Source organism: Luteolibacter flavescens (assembly GCF_025950085.1).
GTDB classification, from domain to species: domain Bacteria; phylum Verrucomicrobiota; class Verrucomicrobiia; order Verrucomicrobiales; family Akkermansiaceae; genus Haloferula; species Haloferula flavescens.
In genome coordinates this window covers 318,389-335,521 of the sequence record NZ_JAPDDS010000004.1, presented here as the reverse complement: position 1 = coordinate 335,521, position 17,133 = coordinate 318,389, and the positions used below count along the sequence as shown (strand labels likewise).

Below are 17,133 nucleotides of genomic sequence, written 5' to 3'. Positions count from 1 at the left end.
GACATTTTCCCACCACCCGGTGGGAAAATGTCGCTGGATTTCCCGGATCACCGGGTGAACCGGTGGAACCGGGCGAGAGATCCCCTCACCGTGCCATTTGCCATGAAAGCGACGACCCTGCTGCTGATCCTCGCGTCACTCATGGTGACCGTGGACGCGAAGCCCAACCGTGCCGCCCAGCGCAAGCGCGACATCGCCGAGCAAAAGCGCGAGCAGAAGGAACGCGAGGCACGGGAGAGGAAACGCGACGCCATCCAGGGCTTCCTCCGCGACCGCGACAAGAACAAGGACGGCTCGCTCAGCCGCGATGAATTCCTGACCGGCGAGCCCGACAAGGCGAGGGGCGAAAAGCGCTTCGACCGCTTCAACAAGAACGGCGACCGCGCGCTTTCGAAATCGGAGATCCAGGATTTGCTCGGACTTTGAGGAACACCCGCGCGTCCCGCGAAATCATTGATCGAACGGCCGACAACGCCGCAGCACGTTTCCTCATCATCTCATGAAATCGATCACAGCCATCATCGCCCTCTCGCTTGCCATCCTCGCACCCGCCGTGACCGCGGCACCAGAGACCGGAGCAGCGAAGAAAAAGCCGAACCCGCAGAAGGTCTTCAAGAAGAAGGACGGCGACAAGGACGGCCACCTCACCAAGGAAGAATTCCTCCGCGGCGCAAAGGACGCCACGAAGCGCGAGAAGCTCTTCAAGCGAAAGGACAAGGACAAGGACGGCAAGCTGACCCTCGAGGAATTCAAGGCCCAGCCGAAGGCAAAGGCCAAGGGAAAGGGGAAAGCCGAGGGAAAGACCTCGAAGTGATTCAAGGCGCCGCAGGCGGAGCGCTGGCTTTAGCCGGCGAGTATTGCCACGCCGGGCCGGGGTTACGAAGTATACTCGCCGGCTAAAGCCAGCGCTCCGCCTGCGCCAATCCTTGATCAAATCCAACTACGGCGTCTCCCGTAGTTCCCGAGAAAAGAAAGACCGGAGACCCCGAAAAAGGAAGCCCCGGTCTTTCACTCCACAAGAACCTCACCCGGCGCATCACGCGATCGCGCCGCCATCCACCGTGATGGTGGTGCCCGTGATCTGCTTCCCACCCGGTCCGGCGAGGAAGACCACCGCGGCGGCGATGTCCTCCGGCGTGCCGTATTGGCCCAGGGACATGGCGCTCTTCTGCGCCGCCGCGCCCTCGCCGTCCGCGGGATTCATGTCGGTGTCCGTCGAGCCCGGCTGCACCAGATTCACCGTCACGCCCTTCGGCCCCAGCTCACGGGAGAGACCCGCCGTCAGCGAGCGCAGCGCGGATTTCGTCGCGGAATACACCGTCACCCCGCTGAATGGGACGCGCTCGCCCAGGCCGCTGCCGATGCTGATGATGCGTCCGCCCTCGCCGAGGTGCGGGATGGCCGCCTGGCTCGCCAGGATCACGCCGCGCACATTCACGTTCAGCAGCGCGTCGATGTCTTCCAGTGAGATCTCCTCGAAGCTGCCCTGACGCGCGATGCCCGCGTTGTTCACCAGGATGTCCAGCCCGCCGAGGGCCGCCACCGTCTGGTCGATCGAGCCGCGCACCGCCTGCGGGTCCGCGCTGTTCGCCGCGAAGGCCACGGCCTTGCCACCCGCTGCCTCGATTTCCTTCACCACCTCCGCCGCCTTTTCCGCGGAGCGCTCGTAGGTGATCGCCACGCTCGCGCCTTCCGCCGCCAGCGCCTTCGCGATCGCCGCGCCGATGCCACGGCTCGCTCCCGTCACCAATGCCCGCTTGCCTGTCAATGAAGTGCTCATGATCTCTTGGTTGTGATTCTTATTTCTGTATCGTTCGACACAGAAGTCCTTATCCGCTTGCCGCCGGACGTCAACCGATTTATAGATTGATCGGCACAGAAATAGTGACATGAGCGAGAAATCCACCACCGGCACCCGCGGGCGACCCCGCTCCTTTGACCGCACCGCGGCACTGGAGGCGGCCACCCGCGTCTTCTGGCAGAAGGGATTCACCGCCGCCTCCATGACGGACCTGTGCGAGGCCATGGGCATCGGCTCGCCCAGCCTCTACGCCGCCTTTGGCAGCAAGGAGCAGCTCTACGCCGAGGCCATCCGACACTATGGCGAGCGTGGCATGCCGATGCTCACCGCCGCGCTGGAGTCCGGCCCCACCGCGCGTGATGGCATCGAGTCCTTCCTCCGCTGCTCCGCCCGATCCCTCGCCTGCCCGCAGGGCCCCGGCGGCTGCATGGTCGTCCTCTCCGCCGTCGCCAGCGAGGGTGTCACCGGTCTCGGCGAGATCGTCCTCAGCGAGCGGAAGAAATCGCAACAACTTCTCGAGGCGCGCCTCCAGCGCGGCATCAAGGAGGGCGACCTCCCCCGCGGCACGAACGTGAAAGCGCTCGCCCGCTTCTACGTCACCGTCCAGCAGGGCATGTCCATCCAGGCCCGCGACGGTGCCACGCCGAAGGACCTCGAAGCCATCGCCACCCTCGCCATGCAGGCCTGGCCCGGCTCCCCCTGAGTTCCCTCCCCCATACAGGTAACGCGACAAGCCCCCTCCCCTCCTCCATCGTCGCGGGATGCTAAATCCACTGCGCCTCATCCTCGCGTGCTGCACTTTCCTGACCGCGGCGGCTTGGGCGAAGCCGACGCTCTACATCATCGGCGACTCCACGGTGCGGAACCACACCGCGGGTCAGAAGGGCTGGGGCGATCCGCTGGTGGCGCACTTCGACCCCGCGGGAATCGAGGTGGTGAACCGGGCGATCGGTGGGCGCAGCAGTCGCACGTTTCTAACAGAAGGCCGCTGGGACGCGGTGATGGCGAACCTCCGCGCAGGCGATTTCGTCCTCATGCAATTCGGCCACAATGACGGCGGGCCGATCAATGACGACCGCTGCCGGGCCTCGCTCAAGGGAACCGGCGACGAGACCGAAGACATCATCCGCAAGACCGATGGCAAGCCGGAGACCGTCCGCAGCTACGGCTGGTATCTCCGGAAATACATCGCCGACACGAAGGAGAAGGGCGCGACACCCATCGTGCTCTCGCCGATCCCGCGGAATATCTGGAAGGGCGGCAGCATCACCCGCGATACCGATGGCTACAGTCTGTGGGCAAGACAGTCCGCGGAGAAGGAAGGCGCGACATTCATCGACTTCCACTCGCTTCTCGCCGACCGCTACCAGCCGCTCGGCAAGGAAAGGACGACCGCGATCTTCGCCCCGGGAGACCACACGCATCCGGCTCCCGCGGGCGCGGAGCTGAACGCCTCCGTGCTGGCAAATGCGCTGCTCAAGACCGATCTCGCGGACCATCTGCTCGCCACCGGCCTCTGGATGCCGCGCATCTTCGGCGATGGCATGGTGCTCCAGCGCGACAAGGCGAATCCGCTGTGGGGGAAGACCGCGCCGGACACCCTCGTCGTCGCCAGCATCGACGGGGACAATGTCAGCACGAAGTCCGATGAGGACGGGAACTTCCGCATCGACCTGCCACCGCTGCCCGCGGGCGGGCCGCATGTGCTGAAGGTGACGGGTGCGGGTGAGCGGACTTTCAAGGACGTGCTGGTCGGCGAGGTGTGGCTCTGCTCCGGCCAGTCGAACATGGACTTCACGCTCGCGAAAACAGCAAAGCGTTATTTCGCCGGCGTGACGGATTGGGAGCGCGAGGTGGCCGCTGCGGATCACCCGCGGATCCGCGAGTTCAAGGCCGAGTGGACGATGCGCGAGGACCCGCAGCCCGAGATCGAGGGCACATGGACCGCATGCACGCCGCAGACCGCGGGTGACTTCTCGGCCGTCGCCTACTTCTTCGCCCGCGAGCTCCAGAAGGAACTCGGCGTGCCCGTCGGCCTCATCACCTGCGCCTACGGGGCCAGCACTGCGGAGGCATGGATCAGCAGCGACAAGCTCGCGGGGGAGCCCGCGCTCAAGCCCCTGCGCGATGCCTTCCGGACGAAGTTCATCGCCTACCGCGATGATCCGGCGTCCTTCGAGAAATACGGCAACGCCATGACCCGGTGGCTCGCCTCCGATCGCAAGGGCCGCGCCCCTGCCCACCCCGACCCGCTCCGCGACCAACACAATCCCGCCGTGCTCTTCAATGGCATGATCGCACCCGTCATCCCCTACGGCATCCGCGGCGTCATCTGGTACCAGGGCGAGTCGAACGGGGGCACGCGCCAACTCTACCCCGCGCTCCAGCGAGCGCTCGTCACGGACTGGCGCACGCGCTGGGGCCTGGGCGATTTCCCCTTCCTGTATGTCCAGCTAGCCTCGCACAAGGCGGTGAAGGACCAGCCCGCGGACAGCAGCCTGGCCACCATGCGCGAGGCGCAGGCATCCACGCTCGCCCTGCCCCACACCGGCATGGCCGTCACCCTGGACATCGGTGATGAGAAGGACGTCCACCCGCGGAACAAGCAGGACGTCGGACTGCGTCTCGCGCGACTCGCGATGTACGATGCCTATGGTAGGAAGGATGTCATCCATTCCGGCCCCGTCTTCAGGATGTCGGAGATCGAGGACGGGCGCGTGGTCCTCCACTTCGACCACATCGCGGACGGGCTTGTGGCAAAGGACGGCGCGCTGAGGCACTTCGCCATCGCGGGCGACGACCGCAAGTTCGTCTGGGCCGATGCCGAGATCGAGGACGGCGACAAGGTCATCGTGTCCAGCCCCGAAGTCCCGCGCCCCGCCTACGTCCGCTACGCCTGGGCGGACAATCCTTCCTCCGCGAATCTCCGGAACTCCGCCGGCCTGCCCGCCGCGCCCTTCCGCACGGACCCGTGACGGGGTGACATGACTTCCAGCTTTCCTCTGGGCGTGAAACCGCCCAGAGGTAGGACCGATGAAGCCCGGAACCATCCTGACAGGAACCGCCGTCTTCCTTTCCGCGATCCTTCAACTGCGGGCTGATGAAGCACGAATGATCACCCCCGGCAGCAGCTACGCGTCCGCCGCCGAGACCTTGGCCATGCACGGCGCGGCAGGCGAAGAGCGGCATTATTCCACCCGCGAGAATCCCGATCTCGAAACACGATATCACCCGTTGAGGAAAGGCCTGGACCTCGTCGCGACCATGGAAAAGAGCACTGGAAAGATCAGCTACCTGCGACTCATGACCACTCCCGCCCATCGCCCGGTGAAGGGCCTGGAAGTTTCCATCCCTGTGACTTCATTCGCTTTCTCCGCCGATGGATCAATGCAGGTGTCCATTCCTCCCGAATCCGGAGACCGGGATACCATTCCCGCAGCGGAAGCCCCGCTCCCCGTGAATGTCTTCAAGCGCCTGCAAGCCAGTGAGAAGCAGACCGTGGTGGTGTATGGCACCAGTCTCTCGATCAATGGCGCGTGGGCGAAGGCGCTGCGCGAATACTTCGACAAGGAATTCCCCGGCCAGGTCACCTTCGCGAATGCCGCGCAGGCGGGCATGCACTCGAACTGGGGCGTGGCCAATCTCCAGAAACGCGTGCTGGACCGGAAGCCCGACCTCGTTTTCATCGAATTCTCCGCCAATGACGCCGCGACCAAGCACAAGATCTCCCGCGAGAAATCCCGGGCAAATCTCGACGCGATGGTGAAGTCCCTGCGCGGGCAGAATCCGCAGGTGGACATCGTCCTCCAAACCATGAATCCCGCTTGGGACTCGCCATCGAATCCGGCGAAGAAATACGCCACCGACCGGCCCGAGCTGGAGTCCTACTACGATGTCTATCGTAGCTACGCGAAAGAAAACGGCCTCCCCCTTGCCGACCACTTCCCGGCCTGGGCGAAGATGATGAAGGACGACCGCGAGCGCTTCGAAAAGTCCGTGGCCGATGGCATCCACCCGCAGGCCGAGCCGAGCCTCGCCGTCACGTGGCCGACCGTCCACGCACTGCTGGAGCAAGCCCGCGCAAAGGCAAAGGCGGAAGATAAATGACAAGCCTCCTTCCCATTCACATGAAGCTCCCGCTCCTTATCTTCTCGCTCCTCACCGGCGCGATGTCCGCCCAGGATCTCCCGGTCCTGAAATCCGCGCGCGTCACGCTCGACCTCTGGCCGGAGGGAAAAATGCCGGGCCGCGCGACGCAGGAAGCGCAGGCGCTTCACTCGCCCGAGCGCATGGATGCGGTGCGCGTGACGAACGTGAGCCGCCCCACGCTGAGCTTTTACCCCGCGGAGGGGAAGGACGCGCCCGCGATGATCGTCTGCCCCGGTGGCGGCTACACCTGGCTCACCATGGACAAGGAGGGCACGGAGATCGCCACGTGGCTGAACAAGCACGGCATCTCCGCCTTCATCCTGAAGTATCGCGCACCGGGTAATCGCGACGGCGCGCTGCAGGATCTCCAGCGCGCCCTCAGCCTCGTCCGTTCGCGCGGCGCGGAGTGGTCCGTGGATCCGCAGTGCCTCGGCGTCATTGGTTTCTCCGCGGGCGGCCACCTCTCCGCCCGCGCCAGCAATCGCTTCGGGCAGCGTGCCTATGCAGCCGTCGATGACATCGACAAGCAGGCCTGCCGTCCCGACTTCGCCATCCTCGTGTATCCCGCGTATCTCGATGATGGGAAAGGCGGGCTTTCCCCGAGCCTCGACGTGCAGGCGGATGTCCCGCCCACGCTGATCGTCCACAGTGAGGACGACCCCGGCTTCGTCCGCGGCAGCAAGATCTACGATGCCGCGCTCACCGCGGCGAAGCGCCCGCACAAATTCCTACTCTACCCCACCGGCGGCCACGGCTACGGCCTCCGCAGCGACCGCGACGCAAAGGCCTGGCCCGACGCCGCCCTCACCTGGCTCCGGTCTTTATAGCGATTCGTAGCGAAGGGACTGCGTCCCTTCGGCAGGGCGAGGCCACGCACCCCCATCGCCCCTCCGCCCGAAATTTCAGCCCTCTCCCAACCCCACCCCACAGGAAACACCCGCATCACCCATCGCCCCGGATCGCAAGAGCCCCGCCACTAACAGCTCCCCCCGCCCGGAAAGTTGGATGAATGCCCGCTGGCCCGTCGCTTCTCCCATCGACAAGCCACCCGAACCTTCTAGTTTCCGATCCCGTATGCGCCCGTCCCTCTTGCTCCTCGCCCTGTCCACCATCCTCGCCACCGCCCAGGAACGACCGCCCGGCCCGCCGCCTGAGGCAAAGCCCGAGGCACCGAAGGAGCAGAAAAAGCCCGCCGAGCCGGTGATCCGCGACGGCTCCGTCACCATCGACGGCAAGAAGATCGACTACCAGGTCACCACCGCGAAGCTGGTGCTGGAAAAGGACGACGGCTCACCGCGCGCCTCCGTCTTCCACGTGAGCTACGTGAAAAAGGACGTCGCCGACGTCTCGAAGCGCCCCGTGCTTTTCGCCTTCAATGGCGGCCCCGGCTCCTCCGCCGTGTGGCTCCACCTCGGTACCCTGGGACCGAAGCGCGTGGACCTGCCCGGCGATGGCACCGAGGCTCCCGTGCCGCCCGCGCGCCTCGTCTCGAATGAATTTTCCATCCTCGATGTGGCGGACCTCGTCTTCGTCGATCCCGTCACCACCGGCTACAGCCGCGTGGAAAAGGACGGCAGGCCGGAGGAATTCCACGGTGTGGACGGCGATGTCGAGTCGCTCAGCGACTTCATCCGCCGCTGGGTCACGGAGCACCAGCGCTGGTCCTCGCCGAAGTATCTGCTCGGCGAGTCCTACGGCGGCATCCGCGTCGCCGGGCTGTCCGCTCACCTGCAGTCGCGCTACGGCATGTCGCTGAATGGCGTGGTGCTGCTGTCCTCGCTGCTGGATTTCCGCACGCTCTCCTCCGGCCAGGGCGACGACCTTTCCTATCAGGTCTTCCTCCCGCTCTTCACCTCCGTCGCGCACTATCACGGCAAGCTGAAGGGCGACCGCGATGCGCTGGTGAAGGAGGCCCGCGAATTCGCGAAGGGCGAGTACGCCATGGCGCTGCTCGCCGGGAATACCCTCGCGCCGGAGAAGCGCCAGGCCATCGCCGACAAGCTCTCCGCGCTCACCACGCTCCCCGCGGAGATGTTCCTGCAGGCAAACCTGCGCATCGACCCCACCCGCTTCCGCGGCGAGCTGCTGCGAAAGGAAGGCAAGGTCCTCGGCCGCTTCGACGCCCGCGTCGCCTGGCCGACCACCGATGCCTCGTCGGACATGCCGGAGTATGATCCCTCCTTCTCCCTCGCGCTCGGCGCCTACTCCACTACCATGCTCTCCTACCTCGGCAGCGACCTCGGCTGGAAGGAAGAGTCGCCCTACGAGATCCTCACCTCGAAGGTCCACCCGTGGAAGATGGGCAGCGGCAATGGCCACGTGAACATGAGCAACCGCCTGGCCATGGCCATGCGGGACAATCCCCACCTCCGCATCCTCGTCATGGGCGGCATGGCCGACCTCGCCACCCCGCCGGATGGCATCCTCTACTCCGTCTCCCACCTGCTGGACCTGCCGGAAGCCGCGAAGAAGAACATCAGCTACACCCAGTATGAGGCGGGCCACATGTTCTACCTGAATCCGCCCGACCTCGCGAAGGGCCGCAAGGACCTCGTGGACTTCATCAACGCCGGCCAGAAGTAATCCCACCCGGCAAGTCTCCCTCTCTGATCTCAAAAGGCCGCCCCATCCCGGGCGGCCTTTTTCTTCCCCTACTGGGAGCGCCGGTCATCAAACCGGCCCGCCTCACCCCGCGTGCCGCGCGACCCCCAAAATGCCCCAACACGTCTCCGTGCAAAGCCCGCCTCGCCCACCCCTGGGAACGCGGAATTCATTCCGCCCGAGTCACCCTGACTGCCGCTTTTTTCAACCACTGATGAACACGGATAGACACAGATGAAGAGGGGATGGGGAGGCGAGAGGCCCAAGCATGAATGGAAGCGGGGGCACCGGCTTCGGCACCTGCGAATGATACTCGCCGGCTAAAGCCAGCGCTCCGCCTGCGGCACCCTTCCCATCTCCCATCTCCCATCTCCCATCTCCCATCTCCCATCCACCATCTCCCATCCACCATCTCCCATCCACCATCCACCATCCACCATCCACCATCCACCATCCACCATCCCCCTCCCCGCGAATCCCCCTTGTTTCCCCGCGGGATGAGCCTCATTCATCTCCAGCCGTCATATTTCGCACGCATCGGTTTCATCACACCACCCTCCTTGGCAAGGCTCCGGCTTTGCCACCTCCCGTCTCACGAAAGTCAGTCACGATGAAAATCCACCTCACCACCTCCCCTTTGCTGGCACTCGCCGCCACCACTGTCATCGCCCGGGCAGGCACGCCCACCCCATCGCCCGAGATCGCCGCGGCGAAGGACGCGCCATGGGTCACGCCCATCATCGACATCCGCGCGCGCTATGAATTCGCCGACGTGGACGGGCTCGATCCCTCGCACGCGCTCACCATCCGCGAACGCATCGGGCTGAAGACAAAGGCGTGGCACGGCTTTTCCGCGCTCGTCGAGGGAGAGTTCACGCAGGCCGTCATCGATGACTACTACGGCGGTGCTCCCGGCGTGGACCCGGATGACGTGCGGAATTCCTTCATCAACGATCCCGAGAATGCCGAGTTGAACCAGGCCTACCTGCAGTACACCGGCTTTGACACCACGGTGAAGCTCGGCCGCCAGCGCATCATCTACGACAATGCGGCCTTCGTCGGCAATGTCGGCTGGCGTCAGAACGAGCAGACCTACGACGCCATCTCGCTCTCTAACAGCTCCATCCCCGGCCTCACGCTGAACTACACCTTCATCGACCAGGTGAACCGCGTCTTCGGCGAGGACGCTACCGGCATCTTCGAGAATGCACCCGGCGAGATCCACCTCTTCAATGCCTCCTACACTGGCATCAAGGGCCTCACCCTCGGCGGCTACATCTACGACATGAGCTTCGACGACGGCGTCACCGTCGGCTGGGACAACCAGACCTACGGCCTGAGCGCCAAGGGAGCGGTGGCCGGTCTCACCCTCTACGGCGAGCTCGCGTATCAGGACGAGGCGGGCCCGCTGAACAATGAGGAAGGCCTCTATGCCCACTTCACTGTCACGAAGAACTTCGGCGACCAGGTCCTCCTCCTCGGCGTGGAGCACATGGACGCCGGCGTGCAGACGCCGCTCTGCACCGTCCACGCCTTCAATGGCTATGCCGACGCCACCGATGCTCGCCGCATCAATGGTACCCACGGCGGCCTCACCGATACCTACGCCAGCTACATGATCCCCATCTTCTGGGGCATCAAGTGGACGAATGTCGCCCACATCTTCGGCGACAATGCCATCAGCAACGACCTCGGTTTCGGATTCGACTCCGTGCTCGCGAAGAAGTTCGACGACCACTTCACCGCCCTCGGCAAGCTCGGCTACTTCGACACCAGTGACGCGCTCTACAAGTCCACCACGCGCGTGAGCGTCGAGCTGAGCTATACCTTCTGAAGCTCGGCTCGCCCCACCTTCATCGATCACGACGCCGCGGGACCACGAACCCGCGGCGTTTTTCTTTTCTGTTAGAAAAGCGGCTTCACGCGATCTATTCCCACCAGTCCACGATCCAATTCGTGATGAGCCGCGCCAGGGCGAGCAGCGCGACAATCACGATCACGGTGAGCACCGCGGCTCCAGCACCTTGCAGCATGGCGCCGGGAAACTACGGCGGGCGCGCGTGCTTTCAATGCCGATCCGCAGGGCATGCGATGTTTTGCCACGCGGGGCCATGTGCACGGGACGCCGGGGCAAATTGCGCCGGGGCTACAGGATAAAGCACGGCAATAGCGTGCACAGTCCCTTGGCATGCAGGTTGCGATGACATCGGCATCAGATCAAAGGAGCAACCCGCTCCTTTGTCGTCGAACCCATGAACCAACCTCTTACTGCCATGAAACACGAAGATGTCATCGAAGCGGAAGTCGTCGCGGAGAAGCCCGAGCTCGACCTGAATCCCGATCCGATCACCGGTGAACCCGGCAGCCATCCCGTCGGCGTGGGCGTTGGCACCACGGGTGGCGCGCTCGCCGGAGCCGCATTGGGTGCCGTGGCAGGTCCCGTGGGTGCGGCGGTCGGAGCAGCAGTCGGTGGACTCGCCGGAGCCGTTGCGGGCAAGGCGATCGCGGAGAATATCGACCCCACGGTCGAGGATGCGCATTGGCGCGAGCACCACGCTTCCCAGCCATGGGCGGATCCCGAGTTGGGATACGAGGACTATCAGCCCGCCTACCGCATGGGCTGGGAACACGTCCCCGGGGTGAGAAAGATCCCCTTCCACGAGGTCGAGCCCGAACTTGAGAAGGAGTGGGAGGCAAACAAGGGAGCATCGCGCCTGACGTGGAACCGCGCCCGCCAAGCCACCCGCGCGAGCTGGGAGCGTGTGGAGGGGAGCTTGCATTGAGTTAGGGGGAAGCCTGGCCGCGGCGTGCATAGCGTTCCAGCCGGGCTTCGTTCTTCAGGCCCGAAGGTATCGCGGCCTTTCAGGCCGCCGTGATCACACGGCGCATTTCCCGGGCCGTTGGCCCGGGCTGAGGGATGGCCGGGCCTTCGGCCCTAAAATCCCGGTCCTCTTGCCTTAAAATCCCGGTCCTCTTTCGCCTCTTTCTTCAGGGCCAACGGCCCGTTCATTCCTCAGCCCCGGGCATCGCCCGGGGTTTGCTGATCGCAGAGGTCGGCGGCCTGAAGGGACGCGATATTAGACACGCCGGTCTATCGGGAAAATGCCACCCGTGATCCGCGCGGGACGCCTTCATGCTGGGCATTCACTTTGTCGTCTTTCGGTTGAGACCCGCTGACAGATATCGCGGCCCTTCAGGCCGCCGTTACGGGCCCACACGTTCCCGGGCCGTTGGCCCGGGCTGAGGGATGACCGGGCCTTTGGCCCTGAGATCCCGAAGACGCATTCCTTTACCCGTACGCGGCCATGGAGACACCTGTATTCCCTTCCCACACACACCTACGGGGATACCCGCATTCCCTCACTCGCCGGGGAATAACCCGGGACCGCCATGCTCTTAGGGGCGCAATGATCCACACCCGCGCCTCTTCTATGGAGACCCTGGTTGCCAACCGCACGCACCGGGCTCCCTTCCGTGTCGGCGTGGCAGCGTGAATCACATCCACCGACTCTCCTCCGCATGCTACGTATCCAACCCGGTCACGCGCTGCTCTACGCGGCGAGCCTCGGACTCCTCGTCTTCGGCAATCGCGACCTGTGGGAAAAAATCCGCGAGGAGAAGCGCACGAAGGAAGCCACGCGCAAACAAGCGGAAGAAGCACGCATCGCCTCCAGCGAGCCCTTCGAAACCCAGGTGCTGGTCCGCAATCCCGCCACCGGGGATCTGCGAAATCCCCACACCTACTTCCGCACCATGCACGTCGGCCGCGTGAATTTCAAAGCGCTCCGGCCGGCACGCACCTCGGGCACGGAAACGAACGACGACGAAAATGCCTCTGATACTTTCTGACGACTCCACGGCGTCGGCAGCGGAGACAAAGGCCACGACCTATCGCTTCCAGACGCGCCGCATCTTCCACTGCCAGGTGAAGGTGAAGCTGCCCGCCCATCACGGCGAGGCGTTGCTCGACCGATGCTTCGAAGTGCTGGAGCGCATCGACGCGCGATACAATTCCCACCAGCCCGGCTCGCTTTTCAGCCGCATCAATCGCCACGCGGGCGAGTGGGTCGAGGTGGACGAGACCTGCGTGAAGATGATCCGCACGCTCGGCGAGATCTCCTCACTCACCCATGGCAGTTACGACATCACCTGCATGCCGCTGATCCGCCTGTGGGGCTTCTACCGCACCGCCGGGCACGCTATTCCCGATGCCGCCGCGTTGCATGAAACCCTGCGACGCGTGGACCACCGCCGGATCGAAATCGACGGCCATCGTGTGAAGATCGCACGTGGCCAAGAGATCATCACCGGCTCTTTCCTGAAAGCTCACGCGGTGGATGAAGTCGTTAGATTCCTGAAAGCCGAGGGCGTCACCGACGCGATCATCAATGCCGGCGGCAGCACCATCATGGCGCTGAATGACGAGCGCCACGCGACGTGGAAGGTGAACCTCCCGCATCCCGATCTCCCGGGCATCTTCCAAGGACGCATCGCCATCGCGAACGAATGCTTCAGCCTCTCCGCCCGCGCTCACAACAAGCTCGTCATCGGCGGGAAGAGCTACGGGCACATCCTCGACTCCCGCACCGGCCATCCCTCCGCGACCGTGCAGGTGGGCGTGCGCACGCGCGATGCCTTCCTCGGCGACGCGCTGTCCACCGCGCTCTTCTCCGTGCGTGATGACGAGTTGGCGGGAGTCGCACGAGCCGTGGGCGAGCGCTTCGATTTCGAATACTTCCACCTGTCGGATCACGGACACCGCACCACGAGCCGCGCATGCTTCTGATCCCTTCACTGAAAAAGCGCACGAAGCATCACGGGATCGCCGTGATCGCGGATCCGCCGGAGTTTCACCTGCCGCTCGGCAGCTACCGTGGGACATTGACCCCGGTGGTGAAGGCGGGCGATGCGGTGAAGAAGTACCAACTCGTCGCCGAGAGCACGGGAGTCTTCGCCGCCCGGCTGCACGCACCTGCATCCGGCATCATCACGGGCGTCCGCACCATCGCCGGGCAGGAAGTACTATGCCTGCAGAATGACTTCCGCGAGGATGAAGCCGAGCCATCGCGGCAGGCCGCACCCGGCACACTCGCGCCCGACGATTTCCTCCAGGCACTGCTGGATCACGGCATCGAGGGCGCGGGAGGCGCACGCTTTCCCGCCGCCCTGAAGTATCGTACCGGCGGCAGCGCGATCTCCACGGTCATCCTGAATGGCGTCGAGTGCGAGCCCTACCTCAGCGCGGACTACGCCGTGATGAAAGAGGAAGCGGAGCCGCTGCTGGAGGCCGCGCAGGTCATCCGCAACGTCACCGGCGCGGCGCGGTTGGTCATCGCGATCGAGCGGCAGAACAAGGACCTGAAGCGCCCGCTGCTGAAAACGGCCGCGCGCCTCGGCGTGCCGCTGGAAGTCCACATCGTGCCGGACACCTACCCGCAGGGCGGCGAGCTGCAGCTCATCCGCTCCGTCACCGGGCTGGAGCTGAGGAAGGGCAGCATCCCCGCCGCGCACGGCGTGCTGGTCAGCAATGTCGGCACCGTGCGCGCGATCCACCGCGCCCTCCACGAGGGCCGCCCCTACATCGGCCGCGTCATCACCGTGTCCGGCGAGGGCAGCCCGCGGACGGGGAATTTCCACGTCAAGATCGGCACCCCGGTCGGCCACATCCTGCGCGAGACCGGCAGCGGCTGGGACCCGGAGGCGCAGCGCATCATCCTCGGCGGCGGCATGATGGGCGTGGAACTGGAGTCGCCGGACACGCCCGTCCACAAGGGCGCAGGCGGCCTGCTGGTGCTGCGCAGGAAGCCGCTGGCCGCCTACAATTGCATCCAGTGCGGGCTGTGCGTGGACGTCTGTCCGCAGCGGCTGATGCCCGTGGAATTCGCCCGCGCGCAGTCAAGGGGCGACACGCACGCCATGACCGGCCTGCACCTGCCCGACTGCATCGAGTGCGGCGCCTGCGAATACGCCTGCCCGAGCGACGTGCCGCTCATGGAAAGCATCCACGCGGGGAAGGCGGCCCTGCGCGATCTCACACGCGCCTAGTACTAGATGAGCCGTAGCCGCAGCCCCCACCTGAAGCCCCGCTTTCACACCGTGCAGGTGGTGATGCTGGACGTCATACTGGCATTGCTCCCGCTGCTGGCCGCCGCGTGGTGGGCCTACGGCAGCGTGGTCCTCTGGCAGGTAGGCACCGCCATCGCCGCGGCCTGGGTGACGGAGCTGCTTTTCTCCACGCTGCTGCTGCGCCGCCCCGCGAGCATCCTGGACGGGTCCGCGGTCATCACGTCGCTGCTGCTGGTCTTCACGCTCTCGCCTGCGACGCCCCTGCCCGTGGTGGCATTCGGCTCTGCCGCGGCCATCCTGTTTGGCAAGCTGGTCTTCGGCGGACTGGGGAAGAATGTCTTCAATCCCGCGCTCGTGGGCCGGGAGTTCATGTCGGTCTTCTTCGCCTCCGTGATGACCTCGCCGGACATCTGGAAGACGGCGGACCTGGTGCAGCGCTCGACGCGCGATCTCTTCCCGCACATCGAGCCCTCGGGCGTCGATGGCTACCTCGCCTCGCTCGTCTTCAGGCCCGGCGGCGCCGTCGGCGAATGCTCGCTCGCGTGCATCGCGCTGGGCGGCCTCTACCTGCTGCTGCGGCACCGCATCTCGTGGCACATCCCGCTCGCGCTGCTCGGCACCTTCATGGCGCTGGTGTGGCTGGGCGACATGAGTGCTCCGGAGAATGCCATCCGCTACTCCATGGCGGGCATCCTCCTCGGCACCATCTTCATGGCCACGGACATGCCCTCCAGCCCCACCACTCCGGCGGGCAAGGCCTACTACGGCGCGATGATGGGCGGCGCGATGTTCGTCATGGTCAAGGGCGGCATCCGCCACGAGTATGTCTCCTTCGCCATCCTCACGCTGAATGCCTTCGCCCGTCCGATCAGCCTCGCCTTCCGCCCGCGCACCTGGGGCGAGCCGGCGGACTGGCGGGCACGGGCCGCGGAGATCCTTCCGCTGACGGGGATGATCGCGCTCGCCGTGCTGGCCGTCATCACCATGGACCGCATGGGCATGATCCCGTGGCTGGTCTGCGGCTACATCCTCTACACGGCCTGCCATTTCCGCCTGATCGCGGGGAAGCAGGTCGGGAACCCCGTTTGAACGAAAGACACCAGGATTTATGAACCGGAGAAAAATGCTGCTGATGGGAGCCGCCGTGCCCGCCCTGGCCGGATGCGAGAAACGTCAGCCGGAAAAGGTCACCTACGAGGGATCTAGTAGGGACGCCATCATCGACAACATGATGACGCGCCGCTCCATCCGGAAATACACCACCGAGCAGGTCAGCCAGGAGCAGCTCGACGTGATCATGCGCTGCGCCATCTACGCCCCGAGCGCGCTGAACAAGCAGCCGTGGGAAATGCGAGTGGTGCAGAATCCGGACATCCTGGCGGAGGTGAACAAGCGCTTCCTGAGATTCGCCCAAGGGAAGGAATTCCAGGGCAGCGCCGCGCGATACCGCGAGCCCGGCTTCAGCATCTTCCACAGCGCCCCCACGCTCATCGTCATCGCCGGGGACAAGGACATCCCGACCGCGACGCTCGATATCGGCATCACCCTGCAGAATATCCTGCTCTCCGCCGCCGCCCTCGGCCTCGGCACCTGCCCGCTGGGCTCGCTGGTCCCCATCCTGAACCTGCCGGAAAATGCCGACCTGCTGAAGCTGATGAATATCCCCACGGACCATCAGGTCACCATCAACGTCGCCCTCGGCCACGCCGCCGAATCCCCCACCGCCCCGATCCGCTACAGCGACCGCGTGAAGATCATCCGGTGAGCCGGTCTTGAGTGTTCTTTGCCCGGATCTCGGAGGTGGGAGGGTGGCGACCTCACCTCCGCGCCTGCCACGCGGCGCTGCCGAATCTGTCCGCCACCACTTCCTCCAGCCAACCGGTATCCGGGAAAAACTCCCGCTCGCTCACCTGCCCTGCAAGCGCCGTGGCCAAAGCAAGCGCCTGAGCATGAAGAGACTCGCCGGGGGCAGACACCGCCACCGACCCCTGGTGCAGCAGACCCCTGGCGGTGCGTCTTTGCCCCGCTCCGGCGATCTTCCGCCCCGCCGCGTCCAGCACGTCGTGCTCCACCGGCTGGAGGAAGCACTCCCCGCCGGCCGCCGGTGGCATCTCGCCGGAGAGCCTTGCCTCCACGCCCCCCGCCCGCAGTGCCGTCACCAGCGCGGCGTGGATCACCCGGTAGCTCTCCGCCCCCCGCGCCTCTGCCAGCGCGTGGCCACGCGGGATGAAGAGGGTGTAGGTCCAGTCCGCCCGGTGGTCCACGATGCCCCCGCCCGTCCAGCGCCGCACCCACCGCAGGTCCCCGCCGTGGTCGGGCAGGTCCGCCGTCTTCACGAAATACCCGTAGCTCCCCCAGCCCGGCAGCCACCGGTAGCTGCGCAGCACCGGCACCTCGCACGTCTCCGCCAGCCACTGGTCCACGGCCATGTTTTCCGGGCCATCGCGCGGGGTCGGGTCGGGCCAGAGCTGGAGATGAGGCAGCACGCCGCGGAGCCTGCCCGCCCCGCCCGTCTC

At 65.3% G+C, this 17,133-nt stretch carries 16 protein-coding genes; 14 read left to right on the top strand and 2 right to left on the bottom strand.

All coding sequences use genetic code 11. The features are described 5' to 3' along the window. Positions 1–102: 102 nt before the first annotated feature. Together OKA04_RS09400 and OKA04_RS09395 are read left to right on the top strand one after the other, a co-directional pair. Positions 103–426, top strand: coding sequence for a hypothetical protein (locus OKA04_RS09400; RefSeq protein WP_264500897.1), 324 nt, complete (start codon positions 103–105; stop codon positions 424–426). A 73-nt stretch (positions 427–499) separates the two neighbouring features. Then, on the top strand, positions 500–814 hold the full coding sequence (locus OKA04_RS09395; protein WP_264500896.1) for an EF-hand domain-containing protein: 315 nt from the start codon (positions 500–502) through the stop codon (positions 812–814). A gap of 222 nt (positions 815–1,036) precedes the next feature. Here OKA04_RS09395 and OKA04_RS09390 read toward each other — a convergent pair whose 3' ends face one another. Further along, complete coding sequence (locus OKA04_RS09390; protein WP_264500895.1) at positions 1,037–1,780, bottom strand: SDR family NAD(P)-dependent oxidoreductase; 744 nt, start codon at positions 1,778–1,780, stop codon at positions 1,037–1,039. A 109-nt stretch (positions 1,781–1,889) separates the two neighbouring features. Here OKA04_RS09390 and OKA04_RS09385 point away from each other — a divergent pair, with 109 nt between their 5' ends. The 12 genes from OKA04_RS09385 to OKA04_RS09330 all read left to right on the top strand — a co-directional run bounded on the left by OKA04_RS09385 (position 1,890) and on the right by OKA04_RS09330 (position 16,382). Next, the gene (locus OKA04_RS09385) at positions 1,890–2,504 is read left to right on the top strand and encodes a TetR/AcrR family transcriptional regulator (RefSeq protein WP_264500894.1); all 615 of its coding nucleotides are present in this window, start codon (positions 1,890–1,892) and stop codon (positions 2,502–2,504) included. Between the two features lie 58 nt (positions 2,505–2,562). Further along, positions 2,563–4,776 carry a sialate O-acetylesterase gene (locus OKA04_RS09380; RefSeq protein ID WP_264500893.1) on the top strand — a complete coding sequence of 738 codons (2,214 nt, stop codon included), beginning with the start codon at positions 2,563–2,565 and terminating at the stop codon, positions 4,774–4,776. A gap of 58 nt (positions 4,777–4,834) precedes the next feature. Further along, positions 4,835–5,908: an SGNH/GDSL hydrolase family protein gene (locus OKA04_RS09375; RefSeq protein ID WP_264500892.1), complete on the top strand. Its 1,074-nt coding sequence runs from the start codon at positions 4,835–4,837 to the stop codon at positions 5,906–5,908. A 20-nt stretch (positions 5,909–5,928) separates the two neighbouring features. Beyond that, positions 5,929–6,777: an alpha/beta hydrolase gene (locus OKA04_RS09370; protein WP_264500891.1), complete on the top strand. Its 849-nt coding sequence runs from the start codon at positions 5,929–5,931 to the stop codon at positions 6,775–6,777. Positions 6,778–7,024: 247 nt separating this feature from the next. After that, positions 7,025–8,533 carry a S10 family peptidase gene (locus OKA04_RS09365; RefSeq protein ID WP_264500890.1) on the top strand — a complete coding sequence of 503 codons (1,509 nt, stop codon included), beginning with the start codon at positions 7,025–7,027 and terminating at the stop codon, positions 8,531–8,533. Positions 8,534–9,161: 628 nt separating this feature from the next. Continuing rightward, positions 9,162–10,385 carry an alginate export family protein gene (locus tag OKA04_RS09360; RefSeq protein ID WP_264500889.1) on the top strand — a complete coding sequence of 408 codons (1,224 nt, stop codon included), beginning with the start codon at positions 9,162–9,164 and terminating at the stop codon, positions 10,383–10,385. Positions 10,386–10,824: 439 nt separating this feature from the next. After that, complete coding sequence (locus tag OKA04_RS09355; protein ID WP_264500888.1) at positions 10,825–11,334, top strand: glycine zipper domain-containing protein; 510 nt, start codon at positions 10,825–10,827, stop codon at positions 11,332–11,334. 736 nt (positions 11,335–12,070) lie between these two features. Further along, positions 12,071–12,400: a hypothetical protein gene (locus tag OKA04_RS09350; protein WP_264500887.1), complete on the top strand. Its 330-nt coding sequence runs from the start codon at positions 12,071–12,073 to the stop codon at positions 12,398–12,400. Then, the gene (locus OKA04_RS09345) at positions 12,381–13,337 is read left to right on the top strand and encodes an FAD:protein FMN transferase (protein WP_264500886.1); all 957 of its coding nucleotides are present in this window, start codon (positions 12,381–12,383) and stop codon (positions 13,335–13,337) included. The genes OKA04_RS09350 and OKA04_RS09345 overlap by 20 nt, the downstream gene beginning before the upstream one ends. Further along, positions 13,328–14,596, top strand: a complete 1,269-nt coding sequence (locus OKA04_RS09340) for an RnfC family protein (RefSeq protein ID WP_264500885.1) — start codon at positions 13,328–13,330, stop codon at positions 14,594–14,596. Before OKA04_RS09345 ends, OKA04_RS09340 begins: the two co-directional genes overlap by 10 nt. A 6-nt stretch (positions 14,597–14,602) precedes the next feature. Then, the gene (locus OKA04_RS09335; RefSeq protein ID WP_264500884.1) at positions 14,603–15,706 is read left to right on the top strand and encodes an RnfABCDGE type electron transport complex subunit D; all 1,104 of its coding nucleotides are present in this window, start codon (positions 14,603–14,605) and stop codon (positions 15,704–15,706) included. 19 nt (positions 15,707–15,725) lie between these two features. Further along, positions 15,726–16,382: a nitroreductase family protein gene (locus tag OKA04_RS09330; protein ID WP_264500883.1), complete on the top strand. Its 657-nt coding sequence runs from the start codon at positions 15,726–15,728 to the stop codon at positions 16,380–16,382. Positions 16,383–16,434: 52 nt separating this feature from the next. Here OKA04_RS09330 and OKA04_RS09325 read toward each other — a convergent pair whose 3' ends face one another. Next, entirely contained in the window at positions 16,435–17,103 is a 669-nt protein-coding gene (locus OKA04_RS09325; RefSeq protein WP_264500882.1) for a lipoate--protein ligase family protein, read from the bottom strand. Between the last annotated feature and the right edge of the window lie 30 nt (positions 17,104–17,133).

Excerpts from the sequence above, each read along its gene's own strand:
- OKA04_RS09400 (WP_264500897.1), top strand. The coding sequence starts at position 103 with ATGAAAGCGACGACCCTGCTGCTGATCCTCGCGTCACTCATGGTGACC.
- OKA04_RS09395 (WP_264500896.1), top strand. The coding sequence starts at position 500 with ATGAAATCGATCACAGCCATCATCGCCCTCTCGCTTGCCATCCTCGCA.
- OKA04_RS09390 (WP_264500895.1), bottom strand. The coding sequence starts at position 1,780 with ATGAGCACTTCATTGACAGGCAAGCGGGCATTGGTGACGGGAGCGAGC.
- OKA04_RS09385 (WP_264500894.1), top strand. The coding sequence starts at position 1,890 with ATGAGCGAGAAATCCACCACCGGCACCCGCGGGCGACCCCGCTCCTTT.
- OKA04_RS09380 (WP_264500893.1), top strand. The coding sequence starts at position 2,563 with ATGCTAAATCCACTGCGCCTCATCCTCGCGTGCTGCACTTTCCTGACC.
- OKA04_RS09375 (WP_264500892.1), top strand. The coding sequence starts at position 4,835 with ATGAAGCCCGGAACCATCCTGACAGGAACCGCCGTCTTCCTTTCCGCG.
- OKA04_RS09370 (WP_264500891.1), top strand. The coding sequence starts at position 5,929 with ATGAAGCTCCCGCTCCTTATCTTCTCGCTCCTCACCGGCGCGATGTCC.
- OKA04_RS09365 (WP_264500890.1), top strand. The coding sequence starts at position 7,025 with ATGCGCCCGTCCCTCTTGCTCCTCGCCCTGTCCACCATCCTCGCCACC.
- OKA04_RS09360 (WP_264500889.1), top strand. The coding sequence starts at position 9,162 with ATGAAAATCCACCTCACCACCTCCCCTTTGCTGGCACTCGCCGCCACC.
- OKA04_RS09355 (WP_264500888.1), top strand. The coding sequence starts at position 10,825 with ATGAAACACGAAGATGTCATCGAAGCGGAAGTCGTCGCGGAGAAGCCC.
- OKA04_RS09350 (WP_264500887.1), top strand. The coding sequence starts at position 12,071 with ATGCTACGTATCCAACCCGGTCACGCGCTGCTCTACGCGGCGAGCCTC.
- OKA04_RS09345 (WP_264500886.1), top strand. The coding sequence starts at position 12,381 with ATGCCTCTGATACTTTCTGACGACTCCACGGCGTCGGCAGCGGAGACA.
- OKA04_RS09340 (WP_264500885.1), top strand. The coding sequence starts at position 13,328 with ATGCTTCTGATCCCTTCACTGAAAAAGCGCACGAAGCATCACGGGATC.
- OKA04_RS09335 (WP_264500884.1), top strand. The coding sequence starts at position 14,603 with ATGAGCCGTAGCCGCAGCCCCCACCTGAAGCCCCGCTTTCACACCGTG.
- OKA04_RS09330 (WP_264500883.1), top strand. The coding sequence starts at position 15,726 with ATGAACCGGAGAAAAATGCTGCTGATGGGAGCCGCCGTGCCCGCCCTG.